17 protein-coding genes and 1 pseudogene are annotated in these 19,272 nt (G+C 66.6%); 8 read left to right on the top strand and 10 right to left on the bottom strand.

Going from position 1 to position 19,272, the window contains the following annotated elements:
* Window positions 1-575 (bottom strand): alcohol dehydrogenase catalytic domain-containing protein (locus VGG53_RS12040; protein ID WP_331518284.1); only part of this gene is annotated, 575 nt, incomplete at its 3' end.
* Window positions 576-613: 38 nt separating this feature from the next.
* Here VGG53_RS12040 and VGG53_RS12035 point away from each other — a divergent pair.
* Together VGG53_RS12035 and VGG53_RS12030 are read left to right on the top strand one after the other, a co-directional pair.
* Complete coding sequence (locus VGG53_RS12035) at window positions 614-1,438, top strand: serine hydrolase domain-containing protein (protein WP_331518283.1); 825 nt, start codon at window positions 614-616, stop codon at window positions 1,436-1,438.
* 121 nt (window positions 1,439-1,559) lie between these two features.
* A complete protein-coding gene (locus VGG53_RS12030) occupies window positions 1,560-2,072 on the top strand; it encodes a DUF3145 domain-containing protein (RefSeq protein ID WP_331518282.1) in 513 nt (170 codons plus the stop codon).
* A gap of 42 nt (window positions 2,073-2,114) precedes the next feature.
* On the opposite strand, the gene VGG53_RS12025 is transcribed toward VGG53_RS12030, so the two are convergent.
* On the bottom strand, window positions 2,115-3,059 hold the full coding sequence (locus VGG53_RS12025) for a diacylglycerol kinase (protein ID WP_331518286.1): 945 nt from the start codon (window positions 3,057-3,059) through the stop codon (window positions 2,115-2,117).
* Between the two features lie 98 nt (window positions 3,060-3,157).
* Entirely contained in the window at window positions 3,158-4,744 is a 1,587-nt protein-coding gene (locus VGG53_RS12020; RefSeq protein WP_331518285.1) for an FAD-binding oxidoreductase, read from the bottom strand.
* Window positions 4,745-4,785: 41 nt separating this feature from the next.
* Between VGG53_RS12020 and VGG53_RS12015 the strand changes: the two genes are divergently transcribed.
* The 6 genes and pseudogenes from VGG53_RS12015 (at window position 4,786) to VGG53_RS11990 (ending at window position 9,604) form a co-directional block, all read left to right on the top strand.
* Entirely contained in the window at window positions 4,786-5,349 is a 564-nt protein-coding gene (locus VGG53_RS12015; RefSeq protein ID WP_331518281.1) for a TetR/AcrR family transcriptional regulator, read from the top strand.
* Complete coding sequence (locus VGG53_RS12010) at window positions 5,349-6,881, top strand: glycerol-3-phosphate dehydrogenase/oxidase (protein ID WP_331518280.1); 1,533 nt, start codon at window positions 5,349-5,351, stop codon at window positions 6,879-6,881. The genes VGG53_RS12015 and VGG53_RS12010 overlap by 1 nt, the downstream gene beginning before the upstream one ends.
* Window positions 6,882-6,933: 52 nt before the next feature.
* Window positions 6,934-7,554, top strand: coding sequence for a TetR/AcrR family transcriptional regulator (locus tag VGG53_RS12005; RefSeq protein WP_331518279.1), 621 nt, complete (start codon window positions 6,934-6,936; stop codon window positions 7,552-7,554).
* A 75-nt stretch (window positions 7,555-7,629) separates the two neighbouring features.
* The gene (locus VGG53_RS12000) at window positions 7,630-9,249 is read left to right on the top strand and encodes an FAD-dependent monooxygenase (protein WP_331518278.1); all 1,620 of its coding nucleotides are present in this window, start codon (window positions 7,630-7,632) and stop codon (window positions 9,247-9,249) included.
* Between the two features lie 66 nt (window positions 9,250-9,315).
* A pseudogene (locus VGG53_RS11995) lies at window positions 9,316-9,468 on the top strand (helix-turn-helix domain-containing protein); the annotation flags it as partial.
* Entirely contained in the window at window positions 9,416-9,604 is a 189-nt protein-coding gene (locus VGG53_RS11990) for a hypothetical protein (RefSeq protein ID WP_331518287.1), read from the top strand. The pseudogene VGG53_RS11995 and the gene VGG53_RS11990, both read left to right, overlap by 53 nt.
* Here VGG53_RS11990 and VGG53_RS11985 read toward each other — a convergent pair.
* The 7 genes from VGG53_RS11985 to aceE form a co-directional block, all read right to left on the bottom strand.
* Window positions 9,583-11,016, bottom strand: coding sequence for an acyl-CoA carboxylase subunit beta (locus VGG53_RS11985; protein ID WP_331518277.1), 1,434 nt, complete (start codon window positions 11,014-11,016; stop codon window positions 9,583-9,585). The two genes, VGG53_RS11990 and VGG53_RS11985, sit on opposite strands and share 22 nt — an antisense overlap.
* Before the next feature lie 30 nt (window positions 11,017-11,046).
* Window positions 11,047-12,315: a 3-oxoacyl-ACP synthase KasB gene (gene kasB / locus VGG53_RS11980; RefSeq protein WP_331518275.1), complete on the bottom strand. Its 1,269-nt coding sequence runs from the start codon at window positions 12,313-12,315 to the stop codon at window positions 11,047-11,049.
* A 79-nt stretch (window positions 12,316-12,394) separates the two neighbouring features.
* Window positions 12,395-13,645, bottom strand: coding sequence for a 3-oxoacyl-ACP synthase KasA (kasA, locus tag VGG53_RS11975; RefSeq protein WP_331518274.1), 1,251 nt, complete (start codon window positions 13,643-13,645; stop codon window positions 12,395-12,397).
* On the bottom strand, window positions 13,642-13,962 hold the full coding sequence (acpM, locus tag VGG53_RS11970; protein WP_331518273.1) for a meromycolate extension acyl carrier protein AcpM: 321 nt from the start codon (window positions 13,960-13,962) through the stop codon (window positions 13,642-13,644). The genes kasA and acpM overlap by 4 nt, the downstream gene beginning before the upstream one ends.
* A gap of 99 nt (window positions 13,963-14,061) precedes the next feature.
* A complete protein-coding gene (locus VGG53_RS11965; RefSeq protein WP_331518272.1) occupies window positions 14,062-14,964 on the bottom strand; it encodes an ACP S-malonyltransferase in 903 nt (300 codons plus the stop codon).
* A 128-nt stretch (window positions 14,965-15,092) separates the two neighbouring features.
* Window positions 15,093-16,391 (bottom strand): PucR family transcriptional regulator, encoded by a 1,299-nt coding sequence (locus VGG53_RS11960; protein WP_331518271.1) that lies wholly within the window; start codon window positions 16,389-16,391, stop codon window positions 15,093-15,095.
* A gap of 50 nt (window positions 16,392-16,441) precedes the next feature.
* On the bottom strand, window positions 16,442-19,234 hold the full coding sequence (gene aceE, locus VGG53_RS11955; protein WP_331518270.1) for a pyruvate dehydrogenase (acetyl-transferring), homodimeric type: 2,793 nt from the start codon (window positions 19,232-19,234) through the stop codon (window positions 16,442-16,444).
* Window positions 19,235-19,272: the final 38 nt, after the last annotated feature.

Genomic DNA, 19,272 nt, shown 5'->3' with positions numbered 1-19,272 from the left:
CCGACTCCGCCGCAGCCGATCACGGCCACGGTGTCGTCGCGGGTGACCGCGCCGGTGTTGATCGCCGCGCCGATGCCGGCCATCACCCCGCAGCCCAGCAGACCCGCCACCGCCGGGTCGGCTGCGGCGTCGACCTTGGTGCACTGGCCGGCGTGCACCAGCGTCTTGTCGGCGAACGCGCCGATCCCGAGCGCCGGTGTCAGCTCGGTTCCGTCGGTGAGCGTCATCTTCTGCTCGGCGTTGAACGTGTCGAAGCAGAGGTGAGGACGCCCACGCTTGCAGGCCCGGCACTGGCCGCATACCGCGCGCCAGTTCAGCACAACGAAATCGCCTGGCTCGACGGCGGTTACGCCTTCGCCGACGGCTTCCACGGTGCCCGCGGCTTCATGACCCAGCAGGAAGGGAAACTCGTCGTTGATGCCACCCTCCCGGTAGGTGAGGTCGGTGTGGCAAACCCCGCACGCGGTGATGTCCACGACGACCTCGCCCGGGCCGGGGTCGGGGATGACGATGTCGGTCAACTCGACGGGCTCACCCTTTTTCCGTGAAATCACGCCGCGCACTGTCTGACTCATGGGCTTCAACCTAGCGCTTGGTCGGTAGGCTCTGCGCGATGCCCGCACTCCGAGCACTCGACGACTGGCCGGTACCGAACGCGGCTGCGGCGGTAGTCGGCCCGTCGGGCGTGCTGGCCGGCCACGGCGACACCGCACGCCAGTTCGCCCTGGCCTCACTGACCAAGCCGCTGGTGGCGCGAGCAGCCCAGGTCGCGATCGAAGAAGGTGCGGTGGACTTGGATACCGTGGCCGGGCCGCCCGGATCGACGGTCCGGCATCTGCTGGCTCACGCCTCGGGGCTGGCGATGCTCTCCGGACAGACACTGGCCAGGCCCGGCACCCGCCGGATGTATTCCAACTACGGCTTCGCGGTGCTGGCCGAGACGGTGCAGCAGGCGTCCGGCATCGAATTCGGCCGCTACCTGACCGAGGCGGTGCTCGAACCCCTGGGTATGACGGCCACCCGCCTGGACGGTGGCGCGCCGGCCGCCGGTTACGGGGCGACGTCGACGGTGGACGATCTGGCGGCCTTCGCGACGGATTTGCTCTCGCCGATGACCGTTTCCGCTGAGATGCATGCCCAGGCGACAACCGTCCAGTTTCCCGGTCTCGACGGCGTGTTGCCGGGCTACGGAGTGCAACGGCCCAACGATTGGGGGTTGGGTTTTGAGATCAGGGACTCGAAATCGCCACATTGGACCGGTGCGGACAACTCGCCGGACAGCTACGGCCATTTCGGCCAGTCGGGCACTCTGATCTGGGCAGATCCACGTGCGAAGCTTGCGCTGGTGGTACTGACCGACCGCGATTTCGGCGACTGGGCGGTGACCTTGTGGCCGGCGATCTCGGACCAGGTATTGGCCGCTTATAACTCGGACTAGCGCAACATAGGCCTCACAGGGCACAATAGACACGCAAGGCACATAAATCGTTACTTTTTTGCTCGTCGGATTCACCGGGCCGTTGGGGAAGACGTCTCTCGTGGAGCCGAAGGAGCAACAGATGCGTGCGTCGAACCAGTTTGCCGACGTGACGACGGGTGTGGTCTATGTCCATGCCTCGCCCGCCGCGGTATGTCCGCATGTCGAGTGGGCGTTGTCGTCGACTCTGGCGTCCAAGGCCAACCTGAAGTGGACCCCGCAACCGGCGATGCCCGGACAGCTACGCGCGGTCACCAACTGGGTCGGCCCGGTCGGCACCGGCGCACGGCTGGCCAACGCGCTGCGTTCCTGGACGGTGCTGCGGTTCGAGGTCACCGAGGACCCAAGCGCCGGCGTCGACGGGCAGAGGTTCTGTCACACGCCGCAGCTCGGCCTGTGGAGCGGTGCGATGAGCGCCAACGGCGACGTGATGATCGGGGAGATGCGGTTGCGTTCGATGATGGATGCCGGTGCCGACGCGCTGGCAGCCGAGTTGGACTCGGCGCTGGGTACCGCGTGGGACGAGGCGCTCGAGGCCTGCCGCGATGGTGGCGACGGCGCCGAGGTGTCCTGGCTCAGCCGTGGGGTTGGCTAGGGCGCATCCGGCGAGCAGACGCACACTCGCATTTCGCCAGCCCTATTTGTGCGAGTCTGCGTCTGCTCGCGGGAAAGCCGGCGGTCGCCGCAGAATCGGCAGCGCGCCAGGCACCACAGAGATCTGGGCGGGCAGCGCACACGCATAGTCGCCGTCGGCGTAAACGTTGATGCCCGGTGATTCCACGTCGACCGACGTCGCCCGCGCCGTCGTCACCTCGTCGAGATTGACGTGGGTGCCCTTGTAGACGGTCGGGAAGAGACGGATCAGCCGGGTCCGTGACGCGGAGTGCACCATGGTGATGTCGAGCAGGCCGTCGGTGGGATCGGCGTTGGGGCACACCAACATTCCACCGCCGTAGCTACGGGTGTTGCCGAACGCCGCGAGCGTCAGATCGGTGACGATCTCCTGGCCTCCGTCGAGCACCAGCCGGAACGGCAGCAGCCGCAGCTGCGAGAGCTCGGCGAGCATCGCGAGGTTGTAGCGCATCCGGCCACGCGGCCAGCGCATCCGGTTGGCCCTGTCGGTGACCAGCGAATCGAAGCCTGCGGCTGCGACGGTGCCGAACCATTTGACGGCGCCTTTGCTGTTTCGAATCCGGCCCAGGTCGATGGTTTCGGTCCAGCCGTCGGCGATGACGTCGGCGGCAGCGACGGGATCCTTTGTCGGCAAAGCGAATTCACGTGCATGATCGTTGCCGGTGCCGGCCGGGACGATGCCCAGCGGAATATCCGTGCCCGCCAGAGCCTGCAGCGCGTCGGCGATGACCCCGTCACCGCCGACAACAACCAGCGCGTCGGTGCCGTGGTCGACCGCGGTGTGCAGCAGTCGGCGTGCGTGTTCGGCGTCGCTGCCGACGATGGCCACCACATCGATGCCACGTTGTTGCAGTCGTGCGATCGCCTTCTCGGCGCCGTGCGACGCGTTTCCGTGCCCTGATGCCGGATTGGTCAGCACCGTCACCCGGCCAATCTGGCGGCGCGGCACATGGCGCCGCTTCTCCTCATCGCTTCGCTCTGCATCGTCGCGGCGCGGCACATGGCGCCGCTTCTCCTCATCGCTTCGCTCTGCATCGTCGCGGCGCGTCACGGGATCAGCTTGCCGGGGTTGAGAATTCCCGCGGGATCCAGTGTCGCCTTGACCGCCCGCAACACCTGCACGCCCAACTCGCCCACCTCGGCACGCATCCAGGGCCGGTGGTCGGCGCCGACGGCGTGGTGATGGGTGATCGTGGCACCGGTCGAGACAATCGCATCGCACGCGGCGGCTTTGGTGGCACGCCATTGCTCGATCGGGTTGCCGCGCTGCCCGGCGACCACTGTGAAGTACAGCGAAGCACCGGTGGCGTACACATGCGAAATGTGGCACAGCACCAGCGCCGGCGTGCCGGATTCGGCCAGTGCGCCCGTCAGCGCATCGGTGACGGCGGCTTTCAACGTGGGGATGTTCGACCAATCGGTGGCCGTCTCGAGGGTCTCGCACAGCGCGCCGTTGGCCAGCAGGGCGTCGCGCAGGTAGGGCGCGCCGAAGCGACCGCGCTCCCATGCTCGCGCCGGAGCCTCGCCCAGCGACGTGCCCCCTTGAGCCGCCATCAGCGCCCGGGTTTCGGCATGCCTGCTTTCGACGTGTGCCGGTGTGCCTTCGAATACGGTGATCGCCAGGCAGCCGCCGGTGATCTGGGTGTCGCCGATCGACTCGGTAGTGGCCAGGTTGACACCGGTCTCGGCTTCGTCGGACAGCCGGATCACGGTGGGCCCGGCACCGGCCTGGATGACCGCGCGCAACGCCGCAGCGCCCGTGGGGAAGTCGGGAAACGACCACGCCTCATAGCGGGTGGCCTGCGGCGCGGGGTGGACGCGCACCCGCACCCGGGTGATCACGCCGAAGACGCCCTCCGAGCCGATGAGCAACTGGCGTAGATCCGGCCCGGCCGCCGATTGCGGTGCTCGGCCCAGGTCCAGCACACCGGTGGGTGTGATCGCGCGCAGTCCGCGAATCATGTCGTCGAACCGGCCGTAGCCCGCCGAATCCTGGCCGGACGATCGGGTCGCGGCATAGCCGCCGAGGCTGGCGTATTCGAAGCTCTGCGGATAATGCCCCAGCGAAAACCCGTGCGCGCCAAGTAATTCTTCGGCCTGTGGGCCTGTGACGCCGGCGCCGAACTCGGCCTCGCCGGATATCTCGTCGAACGCCAGTAACTCGTCGAAGCGCCGCAGATCCAGCGACACCACCGCGTTGAATTCGCCGCGGATCGGATCGAGCCCTCCGACCACGCTGGTGCCCCCGCCGAACGGGACGACGGCGATGCCATGCTGCGAGCAGTGCCGCAGGATTGCGGCGACCTCGTCGTCGGAGCCGGGCAGCAACACCGCATCGGGAGCATCTTGAAGGCCGGAGTCCTTACGCCGCAGCAGATCCAGTGCGGACTTGCCGCCGGCGTGCAACAGTCTGTCTCGATCGCCGACGCGGCAGTGATCCGGCCCCACAATGGCGGCTAATGCCTCGCGGTCGTCGGCCGTCAGCACCGATGGCCGCAGCTGCACCTGGCTGGCGTCGACTTCGACTTCGACTTCGTGCGACCCTGTCACGCCCAGCGCCTGGACCAATAGCGATCGAATGCCCTCCGAAAGCGGTTTGGCTTGGTGGGGATCGCCCCAGGCGTTCCACTTCATCGGGGGTAGCAAGTCGGCAGACATGCGTTACAGTATTACATATGCTGTCAATAAGTAATGCTCCAGTGCAGGATCGGATACTGACGGCCGCCGCGAGCTGCGTGGTCGATTTCGGCATCGAGCGCGTGACGCTGGCCGAGATCGCGCGCCGAGCAGGTGTGAGCCGTCCGACCGTGTATCGCCGTTGGCCGGACACCCGCTCGCTGCTGGCCTCGCTGCTGACCAGTCACATCACCGCCGCGGTGGCTGAAGTGCCGGTGCGCGGGGGTGGTCGGGCGGCGTTGGTTGACCGGGTGGTCGCGGTGGCTGAGCGCCTGCAAGACGACGACTTGGTGATGGCGGTGCTGCGCTCCGAGTTGGCACTGGTCTACATCGCCCAGCGGCTCGGCAGCAGCCAGCAAATGCTGATCGACGCGCTCGCGTCGGACCTACGCGCGGCACAACGTGACGGCAGTGTCCGGTCGGGCGATCCTCGCCAGCTGGCCGCAATGGTGCTGCTGATCACCCAGTCGACGGTTCAGTCGGCCCAGATCGTGCGTCCGATCCTGGACGCCGATGCGCTGGCCGCCGAATTGACCTATTCGCTGAACGGGTACCTGTCGTGATGTCGACGGCTCTGAACGCTGCGCGTCGCAACGCCGACCTGAGCGCGCTGGCCGACGGCGCGCCAACTGACGTCGTAGTGATCGGCGGCGGCATCACCGGCGCCGGCATCGCGCTGGATGCGGCATCGCGAGGATTGCGGGTGACGCTGGTGGAAAAGCACGACCTTGCGTTCGGCACCAGTCGGTGGAGCTCCAAGTTGGTGCACGGCGGGCTGCGCTACCTGGCGACCGGCAACGTGGGCATCGCCCGGCGCAGCGCCGTCGAACGCGGAATCCTGATGACGCGCAACGCCCCTCATCTGGTTCGTGCCATGCCGCAGCTGGTCCCGCTGCTGCCGTCGATGGGCCGGATGGAGCGGGCACTGGTGCGGGCCGGGTTCCTCGCCGGTGACGTGCTGCGCAAGACAGCGGGCACGCCTGCGTCTGTTTTGCCTGGCTCTCAACGTATTTCGGTGCGACGCGCCATTGACATGGCGCCCGCCGTCCGGCGCGAGGGTCTCGACGGGGGTCTGTTGGCCTATGACGGGCAGCTGATCGACGATGCCCGCCTGGTGGCCGCCGTCGCGCGGACGGCGGCGCAGCGGGGTGCCCGGATCATGACGTATACCAGCGCATCCGAGGCCACCGGCAGCTCGCTACGGCTGACCGACCAGCGCAGCGGCGAATCATTCGACATCTCGGCCCGGGTCGTCATCAACGCCACCGGGGTCTGGGCGGGGGAGATCGACCCGTCGCTGAAGCTGCGGCCCAGCCGCGGCACCCACCTCATCTTCGACGCCGAGGCGCTCGGCAATCCAACAGCGGCGCTGACGATTCCGATCCCGGGCGAACTCAACCGCTTCGTGTTCGCGATGCCCGAGCAACTGGGACGGGTCTATCTGGGGCTGACCGACGAGGAGGCGCCCGGACCGATTCCCGATGTGCCACAACCGACATCGAGCGAGACCGAGTTCCTGCTGAACGTGGTGAACACGGCACTGGGTATCACCCTGGAAAGTGCCGATGTGATCGGCTCATACGCCGGACTGCGGCCGCTGCTCGATACCGGAGCCGGCCGCACCGCGGACGTATCCCGCGACCATGCCGTCGTCGAATCGCCATCCGGGGTGATCAGCGTTGTCGGCGGCAAGCTGACCGAGTACCGGCACATGGCGCAGGACGTGCTGGACCGTGCGATCGGATTGCGCGGACTGCACGCAGGCAAGTGTCAGACCCGGAACCTGCCGTTGGTCGGCGCGCCGAGCAACCCGGGGTCGACGACGGCGGCGATGGCCGGCCTGCCGGAGTCGCTGGTTCTGCGGTACGGGGCTGAGGCGGCCAACGTGATCGCCGCGGCCGCCTGCGAGCGGCCCGCCGACCCGGTGGCCGAGGGCATCGACGTGACGCGCGCGGAGTTCGAATACGCCATCACCCACGAGGGTGCGCTGACCGTCGACGACATCGTGGATCGCCGCACCCGGATCGGACTGGTGCGTGCCGATCGGGAACGAGTCACCGGCGCAGCCGAGGAGCTTCTGGCGCAGGTCGGCTGAAGTGAGCGCGATACCATGAAGCGGAACTAATCCGTATCGGTCAGGATGGATCATGGAGCAGACGGCTAGCACCCCGCGTCCGGCACGAAGCCCGGGACGCCTCGATCGGTCGCTGGACGCGACCATCCTCGATGCCGCGCTGGCCGGTGTGGCCGAACAGGGTTACGACCGGTTGAGCATGGATGACATCGCGTCCCACGCCGGTGTCGGGAAGGCGGCGATATATCGTCGCTGGCCGTCGAAGGCCGTGGTGGTGGCCGACGCGATCGCCCACTGGAGACAGCGACTCGGGCCCGTCGAGCCGCCGAAAACCGGCAGTCTTCGCGGCGACATCGATGCGCTGATCGCAGCCGTTCCTGACCTGAATGACACTGATATCAGCACAATTCAGGTCATTGTCGGGGTGGCGACCGCGGCGATGCACAATCCCGTCTTGGCGGCTGCCTTGGATGACCTTGTGCTGTCTACTCCGCGGCAGGTGGTCCGGGCGGTACTGGACCATGCGGTGGCTCGCGGGGAGATAACCCCCGGCCGGGATCTGAGTCTTATCCCCGACGCCGCCCTGGGTCTCAACGTGTTGCGGGTGATGACGGGACGGCCGATCGACCGGGTCTACGTCCGGCGTGTGCTCGAAGGCGTGCTCTTGCCACTTGCCGGCGCGTCGGGGCCCTAACAGTTGCGGGTTCCTTCCAGAGGTGCCACATTGGCCTTAGTCGGAACGAACCAGTTCCGCGTGAAAGGGGCCATTATGAGTGTCGCGCATGTCCCGGTGTTGATCGTCGGCGCCGGCGCCGGCGGCCTGACCACGTCGGCGGTGCTGGCCAACCACGGCGTCCGTTCCCTGCTGGTCGAAAAGCGCGGCGAGGTCTTCATTTACCCGAAGGCCCGAAATCTGAGCTTCCGCAGCTTGGAGATCCTGCGCGAGCTGGGATTGGCCGACGGGGTCCACGCCGTCGCCGACCGAGTTTCCGACATGGTGGTCAAGCCGACGCTGAACAGTGCGGAAGAAGAGCTGGCCATCGACATCGACGCGCTTTTCGCCGGCCTGGAGCAACTGAGCCCCGAGCCCGCCGTGCAGTACTGCCCGCAGAGCAGCCTGGAGCCGATGCTGCTCGCCGAAACCCGCCGGCGCGGCAGCAAAGTGCGCTACGGGACGGAATTGTGCACGTTCGAGCAGGACGACATCGGCGTCACGGCGGTGCTGCGTGACCTGGACTCCGGAGAGTCCGAGACGGTCCGCGCCGACTACCTGATCGCCGCCGACGGGGTCCACAGCCCGATCCGTAAGTCGCTGGGTGTCACAACGTCGGGATACGGCGCGCTGCCGATCTTCGTCGTCTTCTTCTACTTCCGTGCCCCCTGGCGGCAGTTCGTCTCGCACCTGCGCGAAGGCGATGGCGTTCAGGTCAAGAATCCAGACGTGGACGGCATATTCCTGGTGGCTAAGGACGACCTCGGCATGTTCATCACCACCTACTTCCCTGACAAAGGGGAGACCGCCGCGCAATTCACCCCGCAGTACTGCAGCGAAGTGCTCACCAAAGCCGTCGGCGAGCCCATCGAAATCGAGATCATCGAAGCCGCGGCATGGCAACCGTACGAACAGGTAGCCGACCAATTCCAATGCGGGCGAGTTTTTCTCGTCGGCGACTCCGGACACACCATGCCGCCGTTCAAGGCCGGGGGAGCCAACACTGCTATCCAAAGCGCACACAACCTGGCCTGGAAGCTGGCCGCAGTCTTGGAGGGATTAGCCGGGGCGGCACTACTTACCACCTTCCACGCCGAGCGGCACCCCGTCGGGCAGTCCGCCGCGCACCAGTCGCTGACCGGGCCGAAAGTGGCCTTGATCGACTTGGACGACCAGGGTCCGGGATTGCCGCTCGATGAGGAGGCGTCGATGTTCTCCCTGTTGATCGGCTACCAATACCGCTCGGCTGCAGTCATTTCCGATCAGCCCGCTCCCGATAATGCAGACGCCGTGTCCTTGGTCGACGAGTTGCGAGCGCAGCCCGGTACCCGGGTGCCTCATGCCTGGGTGCAGCGCGCGGGCCACCGCGTCTCGACGCTCGACCTGGTCGGTTCCGGCTTCACGCTTTTCACCGGATCGGCCGGCGTGGCCTGGGCAACCGCAGCCGGTGCAGTATCCGCCACGTTGCATGTCCCGATCCGCGTCCACATCATCAGCACCGACGGCGAGATACGCGACATCGAGGGTCGATGGGCACAGCTGACGGGTTTGTCGCGTGATGAAGCGCTACTGGTGCGTCCCGACGGCTTTGTCGCCTGGCGCACTGGCGCCCTCCCGCCTTCGCCTGAAGATCGCCTCAGCCAGGTGCTATGTCAGATCCTCAGCCGCGAGCAATGACCGATGTGCAGTCTAAATGACCATTGACCAGAATCGAATTCTGGTCATGGACCAATTGCCGTGGCGGTGGAACGCTCCCGCGGAGACCGACGAGAAAGGGCGGATCGCATCCTCGATACCGCTCGAGGGTTGTTGCTGTCGTGGGGTTATCGGCAGGTGACGATCGATGAACTGGCTCGTCGGGCGGGTGTTGGCAAGGGCACGATCTACCTGCACTGGCGTGTGGGACCTGTTTCCCGCGGCCCTGCAGCAGAGGTATCAGCCGGTACGCGCCCGGCTCAGCGATGTCGGACCCGAGCGCATTCGGCAGATGGACGCGGCCGCCGTTAAGAGTTACAGCGGGATGTTCTTGTGACGGCCGCGTCGTGCCGGCGCCTCGGCCAGCGCCGCGGTCAGCCTGCCGCGAGTGTGGGCCGGGTCGATCTTCTCGTCGACGACGCCGATGTCGATCGCGTTGTCCACGCCGCCGGCGATGCGCTCGTGCTCGGCGGCCAGCTCGTCATGCAGCGCGTCGCGCTCGTGGTCGGCCGCGGCGGCCAGCTTCTTCTTGTGCAGGATGCCGACCGCGGCCTTGGCGCCCATCACCGCGACCTCGGCGTCCGGCCAGGCGAACACTTTGGTGGCGCCCAGCGAACGGGAGTTCATCGCAATGTAGGCCCCGCCGTAGATCTTTCGGGTGACTAGCGTGACGCGCGGAACGGTGGCCTCGCCGAACGCGTGCAGGAGTTTGGCTCCGCGGCGCACGACGCCGCCCCATTCCTGGTCCACGCCGGGTAGGTAGCCGGGCACGTCGACGATCACGATCAGCGGGATACCGAATGCGTCGCACAGCCGCACGAAACGTGCTGCCTTCTCGGCACTTTCCGAGTTCAGGCAGCCGCCGAGCCGTAGCGGGTTGTTGGCCAGCACGCCGACCGAGCGTCCTGACAACCGGCCCAGGCCGACCACCATCGACGGCGCCCACTTGGCCTGGAACTCGTCAAATGACGGCGTGCCGTCATCATGCGAGTCGAGCAGTGCGGTGACGAGCGGGTGTACGTCGTAGGCTCGACGCGGCGATTCCGGCAGCAGCGCATGCAAGTCGGTCTCGTGCGCCTCGGCTTTGCTGCGGTCGAAATGCCCTTGCTGGCAGAACAATCCGACCAACCGACGACCGCGCTCGTAGGCGTCGGCCTCGTCGTCGGCGACGATGTGGCACACCCCGGACTTCTTGTGGTGGGTGTCCGGGCCGCCCAGCGAGGCCATGTCGACGTCTTCGCCGGTGACGCTACGGACGACGTCGGGCCCGGTGACGAACACCCGGCCCTCCGGCGCCATGATGACGACGTCGGTCAGTGCCGGGCCGTAAGCCGCGCCGCCGGCGGCGAAACCGACCACCACCGAGATCTGCGGTACGTATCCGGACGCGCGGATCATCGCCTCGAACACCAGCCCGACGGCGTGCAGTGCTTTCACGCCCTCGGCCAGCCGCGCGCCGCCGGAATGCCAGATGCCGATGATCGGGCTCTGCTCTTCGATGGCGGTGTCGTAGGCGTTGACGATGTGCGTGCAGCCCTCCAGACCCATGGCGCCACCCATCACGGTGCCGTCGGTGGCAAACGCGATGGTGCGCACACCGTTCACGGTTCCGCCTGCGGCGAGCACACCGGAGCGGTCACGCTCGTGCAGCAGCTCCAGGCTGCCGTCGTCGAAAAACCTGCTCAGTCGCAGCAGCGGATCACGCGGGTCGAGCGACTCGTCGATCGCCTCCGGGGCCAAAGTCGTCATCGCAGGTCTCCTCGTCTTTGTGCTGTTCGGTCAGTACCGGCCGAAAGCGATTGCCACGTTGTGCCCGCCGAAGCCGAACGAATTGTTGACGGCGTAGCGGTAGTCGCCCGACCGGGGGTTGCCCGCCACCACGTCGAGGTCGACCTCCGGGTCCAGGTTCACCAGGTTCAGAGTGGGCGGAACGACCTGGTCGCGCAGTGCCAGCACGGTCAAGATCGACTCCACCGCGCCCACCGCTCCGACCGAGTGACCGAGCGCGGACTTGGGCGCATACACCGCCGCGTTTCCGCCGTGTGGGCCCAGCGCGTTGTTGATGGCCTTGCCCTCGGCGACATCGCCGACCGAGGTGCCGGTGGCGTGGGCGTTGACGTGGTCGATGTCGGCGGGGCTGAGTCCGGCGAGCTGTACCGCCCGCGTTATCGCGTGTCCGGCCCGTTCGCCGTTGGGATCGGGCGCCACGATGTGGAAACCGTCGGAGGTGATGCTCGCCCCCATCAGCCTGGCCAGGATGTTGGCACCCCGGGCTTTGGCATGCTCCTCGGTCTCGATCACCATCAATGCGCCGGCCTCGCCGAAGACGAAGCCGTTGCGGTCCTTGTCGAACGGGCGGCAGGCGCCGGCGGGGTCGTCGTTGTTGGTGGACAACACGATGCGCATCTGGGCGAAGCCCGCGATCGGCACTGCCTCGATCCTGGTCTCGACGCCACCGCAGATCGCGATGTCGGCTTCGCCGAGCACGATTTGCTGCCAGGCGCGGGCGATGCCCTCCGAACCGGACGCGCAGGCCGATACCGGCGTCATCACCCCGGCCTTGGCATGCCGTTCCAGCCCGACCGCGGCGGCCGCGCCGTTGGGCATGTACATCTGCACGACCAGCGGAGAGACCGCCTTCAAACCACGTGTGCGCATGGCGTCGTAGGCGAAGATCAGCTCCTCACTGGAACCCATCCCCGTGCCGATGGCCACCATCAACCGCCCCGGATCCACCTCCGGCGACCCGGCGTTCTCCCACACCCGCCGGCTCAGCACCACGGACATCTTCTGCAGGTAGGACAGCCGGCGCCCTTCGACCCGCGTCAGCTGGCCGTCGAATTCCTCGAGGAGGTGCCCGCCGATGCGGACCGGCAGGTCGTACTCCTCGACGAACGGGTCCTCGAGTGTTCGGATCCCGCTTTGCCTGTCGAGCAGCAACTTCCATGTGGTTTCCGCGTCGGTCGCGAGAGCCGTCGTCATGGCAACGCCCGTGACGACCACATTAGGGAAACCATTCCCCGTAGCCAGCTTTGACGATCCGGTCATGGGTACTACGAACTTTCCTTCCGTGCGTGTCCGGCTCCCCGCGGGCCACTGCGGCCCGCATCGTTGCCGGACGCCGTGCTCAGTAGCGCCCGAAGACCAGCGCGACGTTGTGTCCGCCGAAACCGAACGAGTTGTTGATGGCGTACTGGTACTCGCCATAACGTGGCTCGTCCGCGACGACGTCGAGGTCGACCTCGGGATCGGGAGTCGTGTAGTTGAGTGTCGGCGGTATCACGCCGTCTCGCAGCGTCAGCACCGTCAGCACCGATTCCAGCGAGCCCACCGCGCCGATTGAGTGGCCCAGCGCCGACTTCGGCGCATAGACCGGCGCGTGCGCGCAACCGGCCACCCGCAGCGCATTCGCTTCCGCGGTGTCGCCGATCGGCGTCGCAGTCGCGTGCGCGTTGACGTGGTCGATGTCCTTGGGCGACAAGCCCGCAAGCTCCAGCGAGCGGGCCATCGCCCGTCCGGCACGCAGGCCGTCCGGCGCAGGCGCCACCATGTGGAAGGCATCCGACGTGATCCCGGCACCCATCAACCGGGCCAGCGGCTTGGCGCCACGGGCCTTGGCGTGCTCCTCGGTCTCGATGACCATCAGCGAACCGGCCTCGCCGAACACGAAGCCGTCGCGGTCCTTGTCGAACGGCCGCGACGCCCCTTCGGGATCGTCGTTACGGGTCGACATGGCCCGCATCATCGAGAATGCCGCGATGGGCAGTGCCTCGATGGGGCCCTCGACACCGCCGCACACGGCGACGTCGGCGTCGCCCATGACGATCTGCCGCCACGCGTGCGCAATGGCCTCCGAGCCAGACGAACACGCCGACACCGGCGTCATCACGCCGGCCCGGGCTCCAAGCTGCAGACCCACGACGGCCGCCGCGCCGTTCGGCATGATCATCTGCACGGCCAGTGGCGACACCTTGCGGGGGCCACCCTCGTTCATCAGGTCGTAGCTCTCGACGATGCGCTCCGCGCCGCCCAGACCGGTGCCGACAACGACGGCGAAACGGTCCGGGTCGACCTCGGGGGTACCGGCGTTCTCCCAGAGCTGGCCGCTGAGGTATTTGGCCAACCGCTGGACGTAGGACATGCGCCGCAGGTCGAGCCGGCTCATGTGGTCGTCGATGGACTCCTTGAGGTGCCCGCCGATCTTGACCGGCAGGTCCCACTTGGTAACGAATTCATCTTCGAGTACGCGGATGCCGCTTTCCCCGGCCAGCAGGCCCTTCCACGTGCTCTCGATGTCAGGCGCGATCGAGGTCGTCGCCGCGACGGCGGTTACCACAACATTGGGGTAGCCGCCGTTAGCAGTGGAAGGTTTGGTCACTTTTGGTCGACCGCCTCGGAACTCTCCGCCTCGAACTTGGCGCGCAGCGCCTGGGCAGCCTCGGGGTTCTCTTCCTCGAGCTTCTGGATGTAGTTGACGACGTCACCGACGGTGCGCAGACCGGCGAGGTCCTCGTCGGGGATCTTCACGCCGTACTTGTCCTCGGTCTGTACGGCGATCTCCACCATCGACAGCGAGTCGATGTCCAGGTCGTCGACGAACGACTTCTCCGGGGTGATCTCCGACGGCTCGATACCGGTGACCTCTTCGATGATCTCGGCAATACCGGCGATGATTTCTTCCTGGCTGACGGACACGTTGTGTTTCCCTTCGTAATATGTTGTGTACTGCTGATTTAACGTACGTATGCGGTTGTAGTAGTGGACAGCTCTGGTATCTGGCTGGGGGCCAACGGTTTACAGCTCTGTCAAACCGTCCAGGTCTGCGGGGATCTTGACGGCACGCGTCGGTACCCCGCGGAGTTCACGTTTGGCGATGCCGGACAGAGCGCCCGCGGGCGGGAACTCGATGATCGCCGTGACATTGCGCTGACGCAGAGTCTCGGAGCACAGATCCCAGCGCACCGGGCGAGTCAACTGTGCGACAAGCTTTTCCATCGCATCGGCGGCCGAGCTCACCGGTTGACCGTCGCGGTTGGACAACAGAACGGCGGTCGGCTCGGAGGTCGACACGTTCTGCGCCGCCGCGGCATAGCCGTCGAGGGCGGAGGCCATGAACTCGGTGTGGAAGGCACCGGCGACGCCCAATGCGCGCACCCGGGCCTTTTCCGGTGGGTCTTCGGCGAGCTTGTCCAGCGCGCTCAGCCGGCCGGCGGCGACGATCTGACCGGCGGCGTTGCGATTGGCCGCGACCAGGTCGAGCGCTTCGAGCCGAGCCAGCACGTCGCCCTCGTCGCCACCGAGAACCGCGGACATACCCGTCGGCTCGTCGGCGCAGGCTTTGGCCATCTCGGCACCGCGAGTGGCGGCCAGCGCGACGGCGTCATCGGCGGAGATCACCCCGGCGATCGCGTAGGCGGCGATTTCACCGACCGAGTGGCCGGCGACGACAAGTTCTTTGCCGGCGAGCCCGTCGGTCAGCTCCTGGTGCGCAAGCAGCGTGGCGGCCACGATCAACGGCTGGGCGATCGCGGTGTTGGTGATCTCCTCGGTTGAGGCAGTGGTCCCCAGCCGCGAGAGGTCCAGGCCGCTGGACGCCGACCACGACGCCAATCGGTCCGCGGCGCCCGGCAGTTCCAGCCACGGCGACAGCATCCCCTGGGTCTGCGATCCCTGTCCGGGAGCGAGTAACGCAATCACGTTCTTAAGGGAACACTGTGAAGAGGTCTTTGTGCCGTGTAACAGATTATGAACCTTGTCTTATGTTTTTGTGGAAACTCCACAAAACAGCACGCGATGCGACCTGATCGATATCGAGTTGCAATCTGTCATCCGGCTTCGGCGGTCCCCGAGGGCACAACGAGGTCCTTTTTCACCGGCGGCGTGACCGGCGTCACTATGTTGCCGGCCGCGCTGGACTGCTGTGCTTGGTAGGCGAGGTGGCCCACCGTCGCGGCCACCCGGAGGACGTAGGCGTCGCGCGGCAGCGTGGGATCGCGCCCGGTGAAGTCGGCGATACGCCGCAGACGGTAGCGGACGGTGTTTGGATGAACGAACAACTTGCGGGCGCAGGCTTCGATCGCGCCGCCGCAGTCAAGATAAGCGTCCAGGGTCTCGGTGAGGGTGGGCCCCGCATCGGCAAGCGGCCGCATCACATCGGTGTGCAACGCCGCGATCGCCGACGCATCGCCCATCAGGGCCCGCTCCGGCAGCAGCTCTCGCGCCAGGACGGGCCGCGGTGCCCCCCGCCAGCCGGTCACGGCATTCATCCCGGAGATAGCCTCGCTGGCGCTGTGGTAGGCCGCGGTCAGCATCGGTGCTGTCGGGCCGATCACCACCGGGCCCTCGGAGAACGCGTTCAGCAGGTCGGCAAAGACCTTCTCGGTTTGCGTCAACTGGCCGGACACGATCGCCACCAGGTACGTGCCGTGCACGTCGGTGAGGGCGGCACGGCCATGACGTGCGGCGACATCCCGAACATTTTGACTGGCATGGCTTTCCCCGCCCGCCGCCGGAGTTCCTACCACCACCGTCGCCGGGGCGTTGGTGTCCCAGTTCAGGGCGGCGGCCCGGGACAGCAGCTCGGGACCGGTGTCGCCGCGGACCACCGCGTCGACGACGCTGGCCTCCATTCGGCTGTCCCAGCTTCCGCGCGCCTCGGCTGCATCGGCATAGGCCGTGGCGGCACTGAAGGCCAGGTCGCGGCTGTATTTGAGAATCCCCACCATCAATGCGGTCAACTGCTCGTCGGAGCGAGCCAGTAGCGGGCCGACCTCTTCGAAGAACTCCATCGTGAAGCGCACGATCTCGACCGAGTGGCGCAGCGCGATGCGCCGGGTCAGGTCCTGCGGCATCAGCTCAAAGGCCCGCGCGGTGTAGTTGACGTTGCTGCTGGGGTCGGACATCCACTCCACGAAGTTCACCACGGCGGTCTGCACGACCAGCGCCACGCTGGCCCGCTGGGAGGCTTCCAGCTCCGCGAAGAACGGCAACCGCTCCTGCATGGCGTTCACCGCCTCGGTGGACAATCGACCGGAGTACTGCTTCATCCCCCGCAGCAGCGACTCCGGAACGCTGTCCAGCAGGTCCAGTGTCGTCCGCGGCCTCGCAGACTGCTTGTCGGCCATGACTAAAAGCTACGCCCGTTTTCTGGATGGTTCCGCCAAATATCCGCGCGTCAGGCGCCCGGACCTGAGTCGGAGGTCTGCGCGGGTGCGGCCTGCACATCGTCGATCCGGTACTGACGCGCGGCCGCGATCGGTACCGACGGGTCGATCTCTCCATCGCGCGCCAGCGCCTCCAACACCGCGACGACCTGGGATTCGGCGTCGGTGTTGAAGTAGCGGCGCGCGGCTGGCCGGGTGTCGGAGAAGCCGAAGCCGTCGGTGCCCAGCGTGACGTACCGGCGCGGGACCCAGGGCCGGATCTGTTCGGGCACGGCACGCATCCAGTCCGAGACGGCGACGAACGGGCCCGTCGACGTGGACAGTGCCCGCGTCACGTAAGCCTCGCCCGCGGGCCGGTCCGGGTGCCGCAACCGTTCCTTCTGGATGGCGACGCCGTCGCGATTGAGCTCGCTCCAACTCGTCACCGACCACACGTCGGCGGCGACGTCCCAGTCGGCGGCCAGCATCTCGGCGGCCCGCAGCGCCGAGGGCATCGCGACGCCGGACGCCAAAATATTGGCAGTGTTGCTGCGGCTTTCAGTGGACGGGCGATAGCGGTAGATACCCCGCAGCACGCCTTCGGGGTCGAAGTTCTCCGGCTCCGGCGGTTGCACGTAGGGCTCGTTGTAGATGGTCAAGTAGAAGGAGACGTTCTCCGGGTTCTCGCCGTACATGCGGGCCAGCCCGCTTTCGATGATGTAGGCGATCTCGAAGGCGAAGGCGGGGTCATACGAGATCACCGCCGGATTGGTGGCCGCCAGCAGCGGCGAATGGCCGTCGGCGTGCTGCAGGCCTTCGCCGGTCAGCGTGGTGCGCCCCGCGGTTGCCCCGAGTAAAAACCCGCGCGCCATCTGGTCGGCCGCGGCCCATAGGCCATCGCCGGTGCGCTGGAACCCGAACATCGAATAGAAGATGTAGATCGGGATCATCGGCTCGTTGTGTGTCGAGTACGACGTGCCCGCCGCGGTGAACGACGCGACCGACCCGGCTTCGTTGATGCCCTCGTGCAGGATCTGGCCGATTTCACTTTCCTTGTAGGCCAGCATCAGCTCGGCGTCGACGGCGGTGTAGAGCTGGCCGTTGCGGTTGTAGATCTTCAGCGACGGGAACCACGAGTCCATCCCGAAGGTGCGCGCCTCGTCGGGGACGATCGGCACGATGCGGGGCCCAACTTCTTTGTCGCGCAACACTTCCTTGAAGGTGCGCACCGTGGCCATCGTGGTGGCCACTTCCTGCTGACCGGATCCCTTCTTCAGCGCGCGGTAGGCCTCGCGGCCAGGTAGCCGCAGCGTCTTGGACTTGGTGCGCCGCTCGGGTACGAAGCCGCCCAGCGCGCGTCGCCGATCGAGCAGATAGCGGATCTCGGGCGCTTCGGCGCCGGGGTGATAGTACGGGGGCAGGTACGGGTCCTGGTCGAGTTGCTCGTCGCTGATCGGGATCCGGATCGCATCGCGGAAGTCCTTGAGGTCTTGCAGCGCAAGCTTTTTCATCTGATGCGTCGCGTTGCGGCCTTGGAAGTGGGCGCCCAGCGAGTAGCCCTTGATGGTTTTGGCCAGGATCACCGTCGGCTGTCCCTTGTGTTCGACGGCGGCGTGGTAGGCGGCATAGACCTTGCGGTAATCGTGACCGCCGCGCTTGAGGTTCCAGATCTCCGAATCGGTCATCTGCTCGACGAGCGCTTTGGTGCGCGGGTCGCGGCCGAAGAAATGGTCGCGCACGTAGGCGCCGTCATTGGCCTTGTAGGTCTGGTAATCACCATCAGGCGTCGAGTTCATCAGATTCACCAGCGCACCGTCGCGGTCGGCGTGCAGCAACGCATCCCACTCGCGACCCCACACCACCTTGATGACGTTCCAGCCGGCGCCACGGAAGAACGACTCGAGTTCCTGAATGATCTTGCCGTTGCCGCGCACCGGGCCGTCGAGGCGCTGCAGATTGCAGTTGATCACGAACGTCAGGTTGTCCAGGCCCTCGAGCGCACCGACGTGGAGCAGGCCCCGGCTCTCCGGCTCGTCCATCTCACCGTCGCCCAAAAAGCACCACACATGCTGGTCGGAGGTGTCCCTGATGCCGCGGTCGTGTAGATAGTGGTTGAACCGGGCCTGATAGATCGCGTTCATCGGGCCCAGCCCCATCGACACCGTCGGGAACTCCCAGAAGTCGGGCATCAGCCGAGGGTGCGGGTAGGACGGCAGCCCTCCGCCGGGATGGCTGTGCTCCTGCCGGAAGCCGTCGAGCTGATCGGCGGTCAGCCGGCCCTCCAGGAACGCCCGGGCATAGATGCCGGGGGAGGCGTGGCCCTGGATGAACACCTGGTCGCCGCCGCCGGGATGCGACTTGCCCCGGAAGAAGTGGTTGAACCCGATCTCGTAGAGCGCCGCAGAGGACGCGTAGGTCGAAATATGGCCGCCCACACCGACTCCGGGACGTTGGGCGCGATGCACCATGATGGCGGCGTTCCATCTGATCCAGGCTCGGTAGCGGCGTTCGACGTCCTCGTCCCCGGGGAACCAGGGCTCCATCTCGGTCGGGATCGTGTTGACGTAGTCGGTGGACGTCAGCGACGGCAGCGCCACCCGCTGCTCGCCGGCCCGCTCCAGCAACCGCAACATCAGATAGCGCGCCCGCGACGGTCCCGAGCGCTCCAGCAGCTCGTCGAACGACTCCAGCCACTCGGCGGTTTCCTCGGGGTCGATGTCGGGCAGATAGGACGCAACACCTTCGCGGATCACCCGCACGCGGTCGGGTTCGCTTGTGCCGGTGGGATTCTTCGCCAGATCGTGGCGCACGAATTCGGTAGTCAACGCACTACTCCTTATTTGACGGCTGACCGGCTTGTGGC

It is taken from the genome of Mycobacterium sp., from assembly GCF_036490025.1.
Taxonomy (GTDB): Bacteria; Actinomycetota; Actinomycetes; order Mycobacteriales; family Mycobacteriaceae; genus Mycobacterium.
This window is presented reverse-complemented; position numbering and strand designations above follow the sequence as displayed.

Excerpts from the sequence above, each read along its gene's own strand:
- VGG53_RS11990 (WP_331518287.1), top strand. The coding sequence starts at position 9,416 with ATGAACTGGCTCGTCGGGCGGGTGTTGGCAAGGGCACGATCTACCTGC.
- VGG53_RS12035 (WP_331518283.1), top strand. The coding sequence starts at position 614 with ATGCCCGCACTCCGAGCACTCGACGACTGGCCGGTACCGAACGCGGCT.
- VGG53_RS12030 (WP_331518282.1), top strand. The coding sequence starts at position 1,560 with ATGCGTGCGTCGAACCAGTTTGCCGACGTGACGACGGGTGTGGTCTAT.
- VGG53_RS12000 (WP_331518278.1), top strand. The coding sequence starts at position 7,630 with ATGAGTGTCGCGCATGTCCCGGTGTTGATCGTCGGCGCCGGCGCCGGC.
- VGG53_RS12010 (WP_331518280.1), top strand. The coding sequence starts at position 5,349 with ATGTCGACGGCTCTGAACGCTGCGCGTCGCAACGCCGACCTGAGCGCG.
- VGG53_RS11985 (WP_331518277.1), bottom strand. The coding sequence starts at position 11,016 with ATGACGACTTTGGCCCCGGAGGCGATCGACGAGTCGCTCGACCCGCGT.
- VGG53_RS12015 (WP_331518281.1), top strand. The coding sequence starts at position 4,786 with ATGCTGTCAATAAGTAATGCTCCAGTGCAGGATCGGATACTGACGGCC.
- VGG53_RS12020 (WP_331518285.1), bottom strand. The coding sequence starts at position 4,744 with ATGAAGTGGAACGCCTGGGGCGATCCCCACCAAGCCAAACCGCTTTCG.
- VGG53_RS11960 (WP_331518271.1), bottom strand. The coding sequence starts at position 16,391 with ATGGCCGACAAGCAGTCTGCGAGGCCGCGGACGACACTGGACCTGCTG.
- kasB (WP_331518275.1), bottom strand. The coding sequence starts at position 12,315 with ATGACCGGATCGTCAAAGCTGGCTACGGGGAATGGTTTCCCTAATGTG.
- VGG53_RS12005 (WP_331518279.1), top strand. The coding sequence starts at position 6,934 with ATGGAGCAGACGGCTAGCACCCCGCGTCCGGCACGAAGCCCGGGACGC.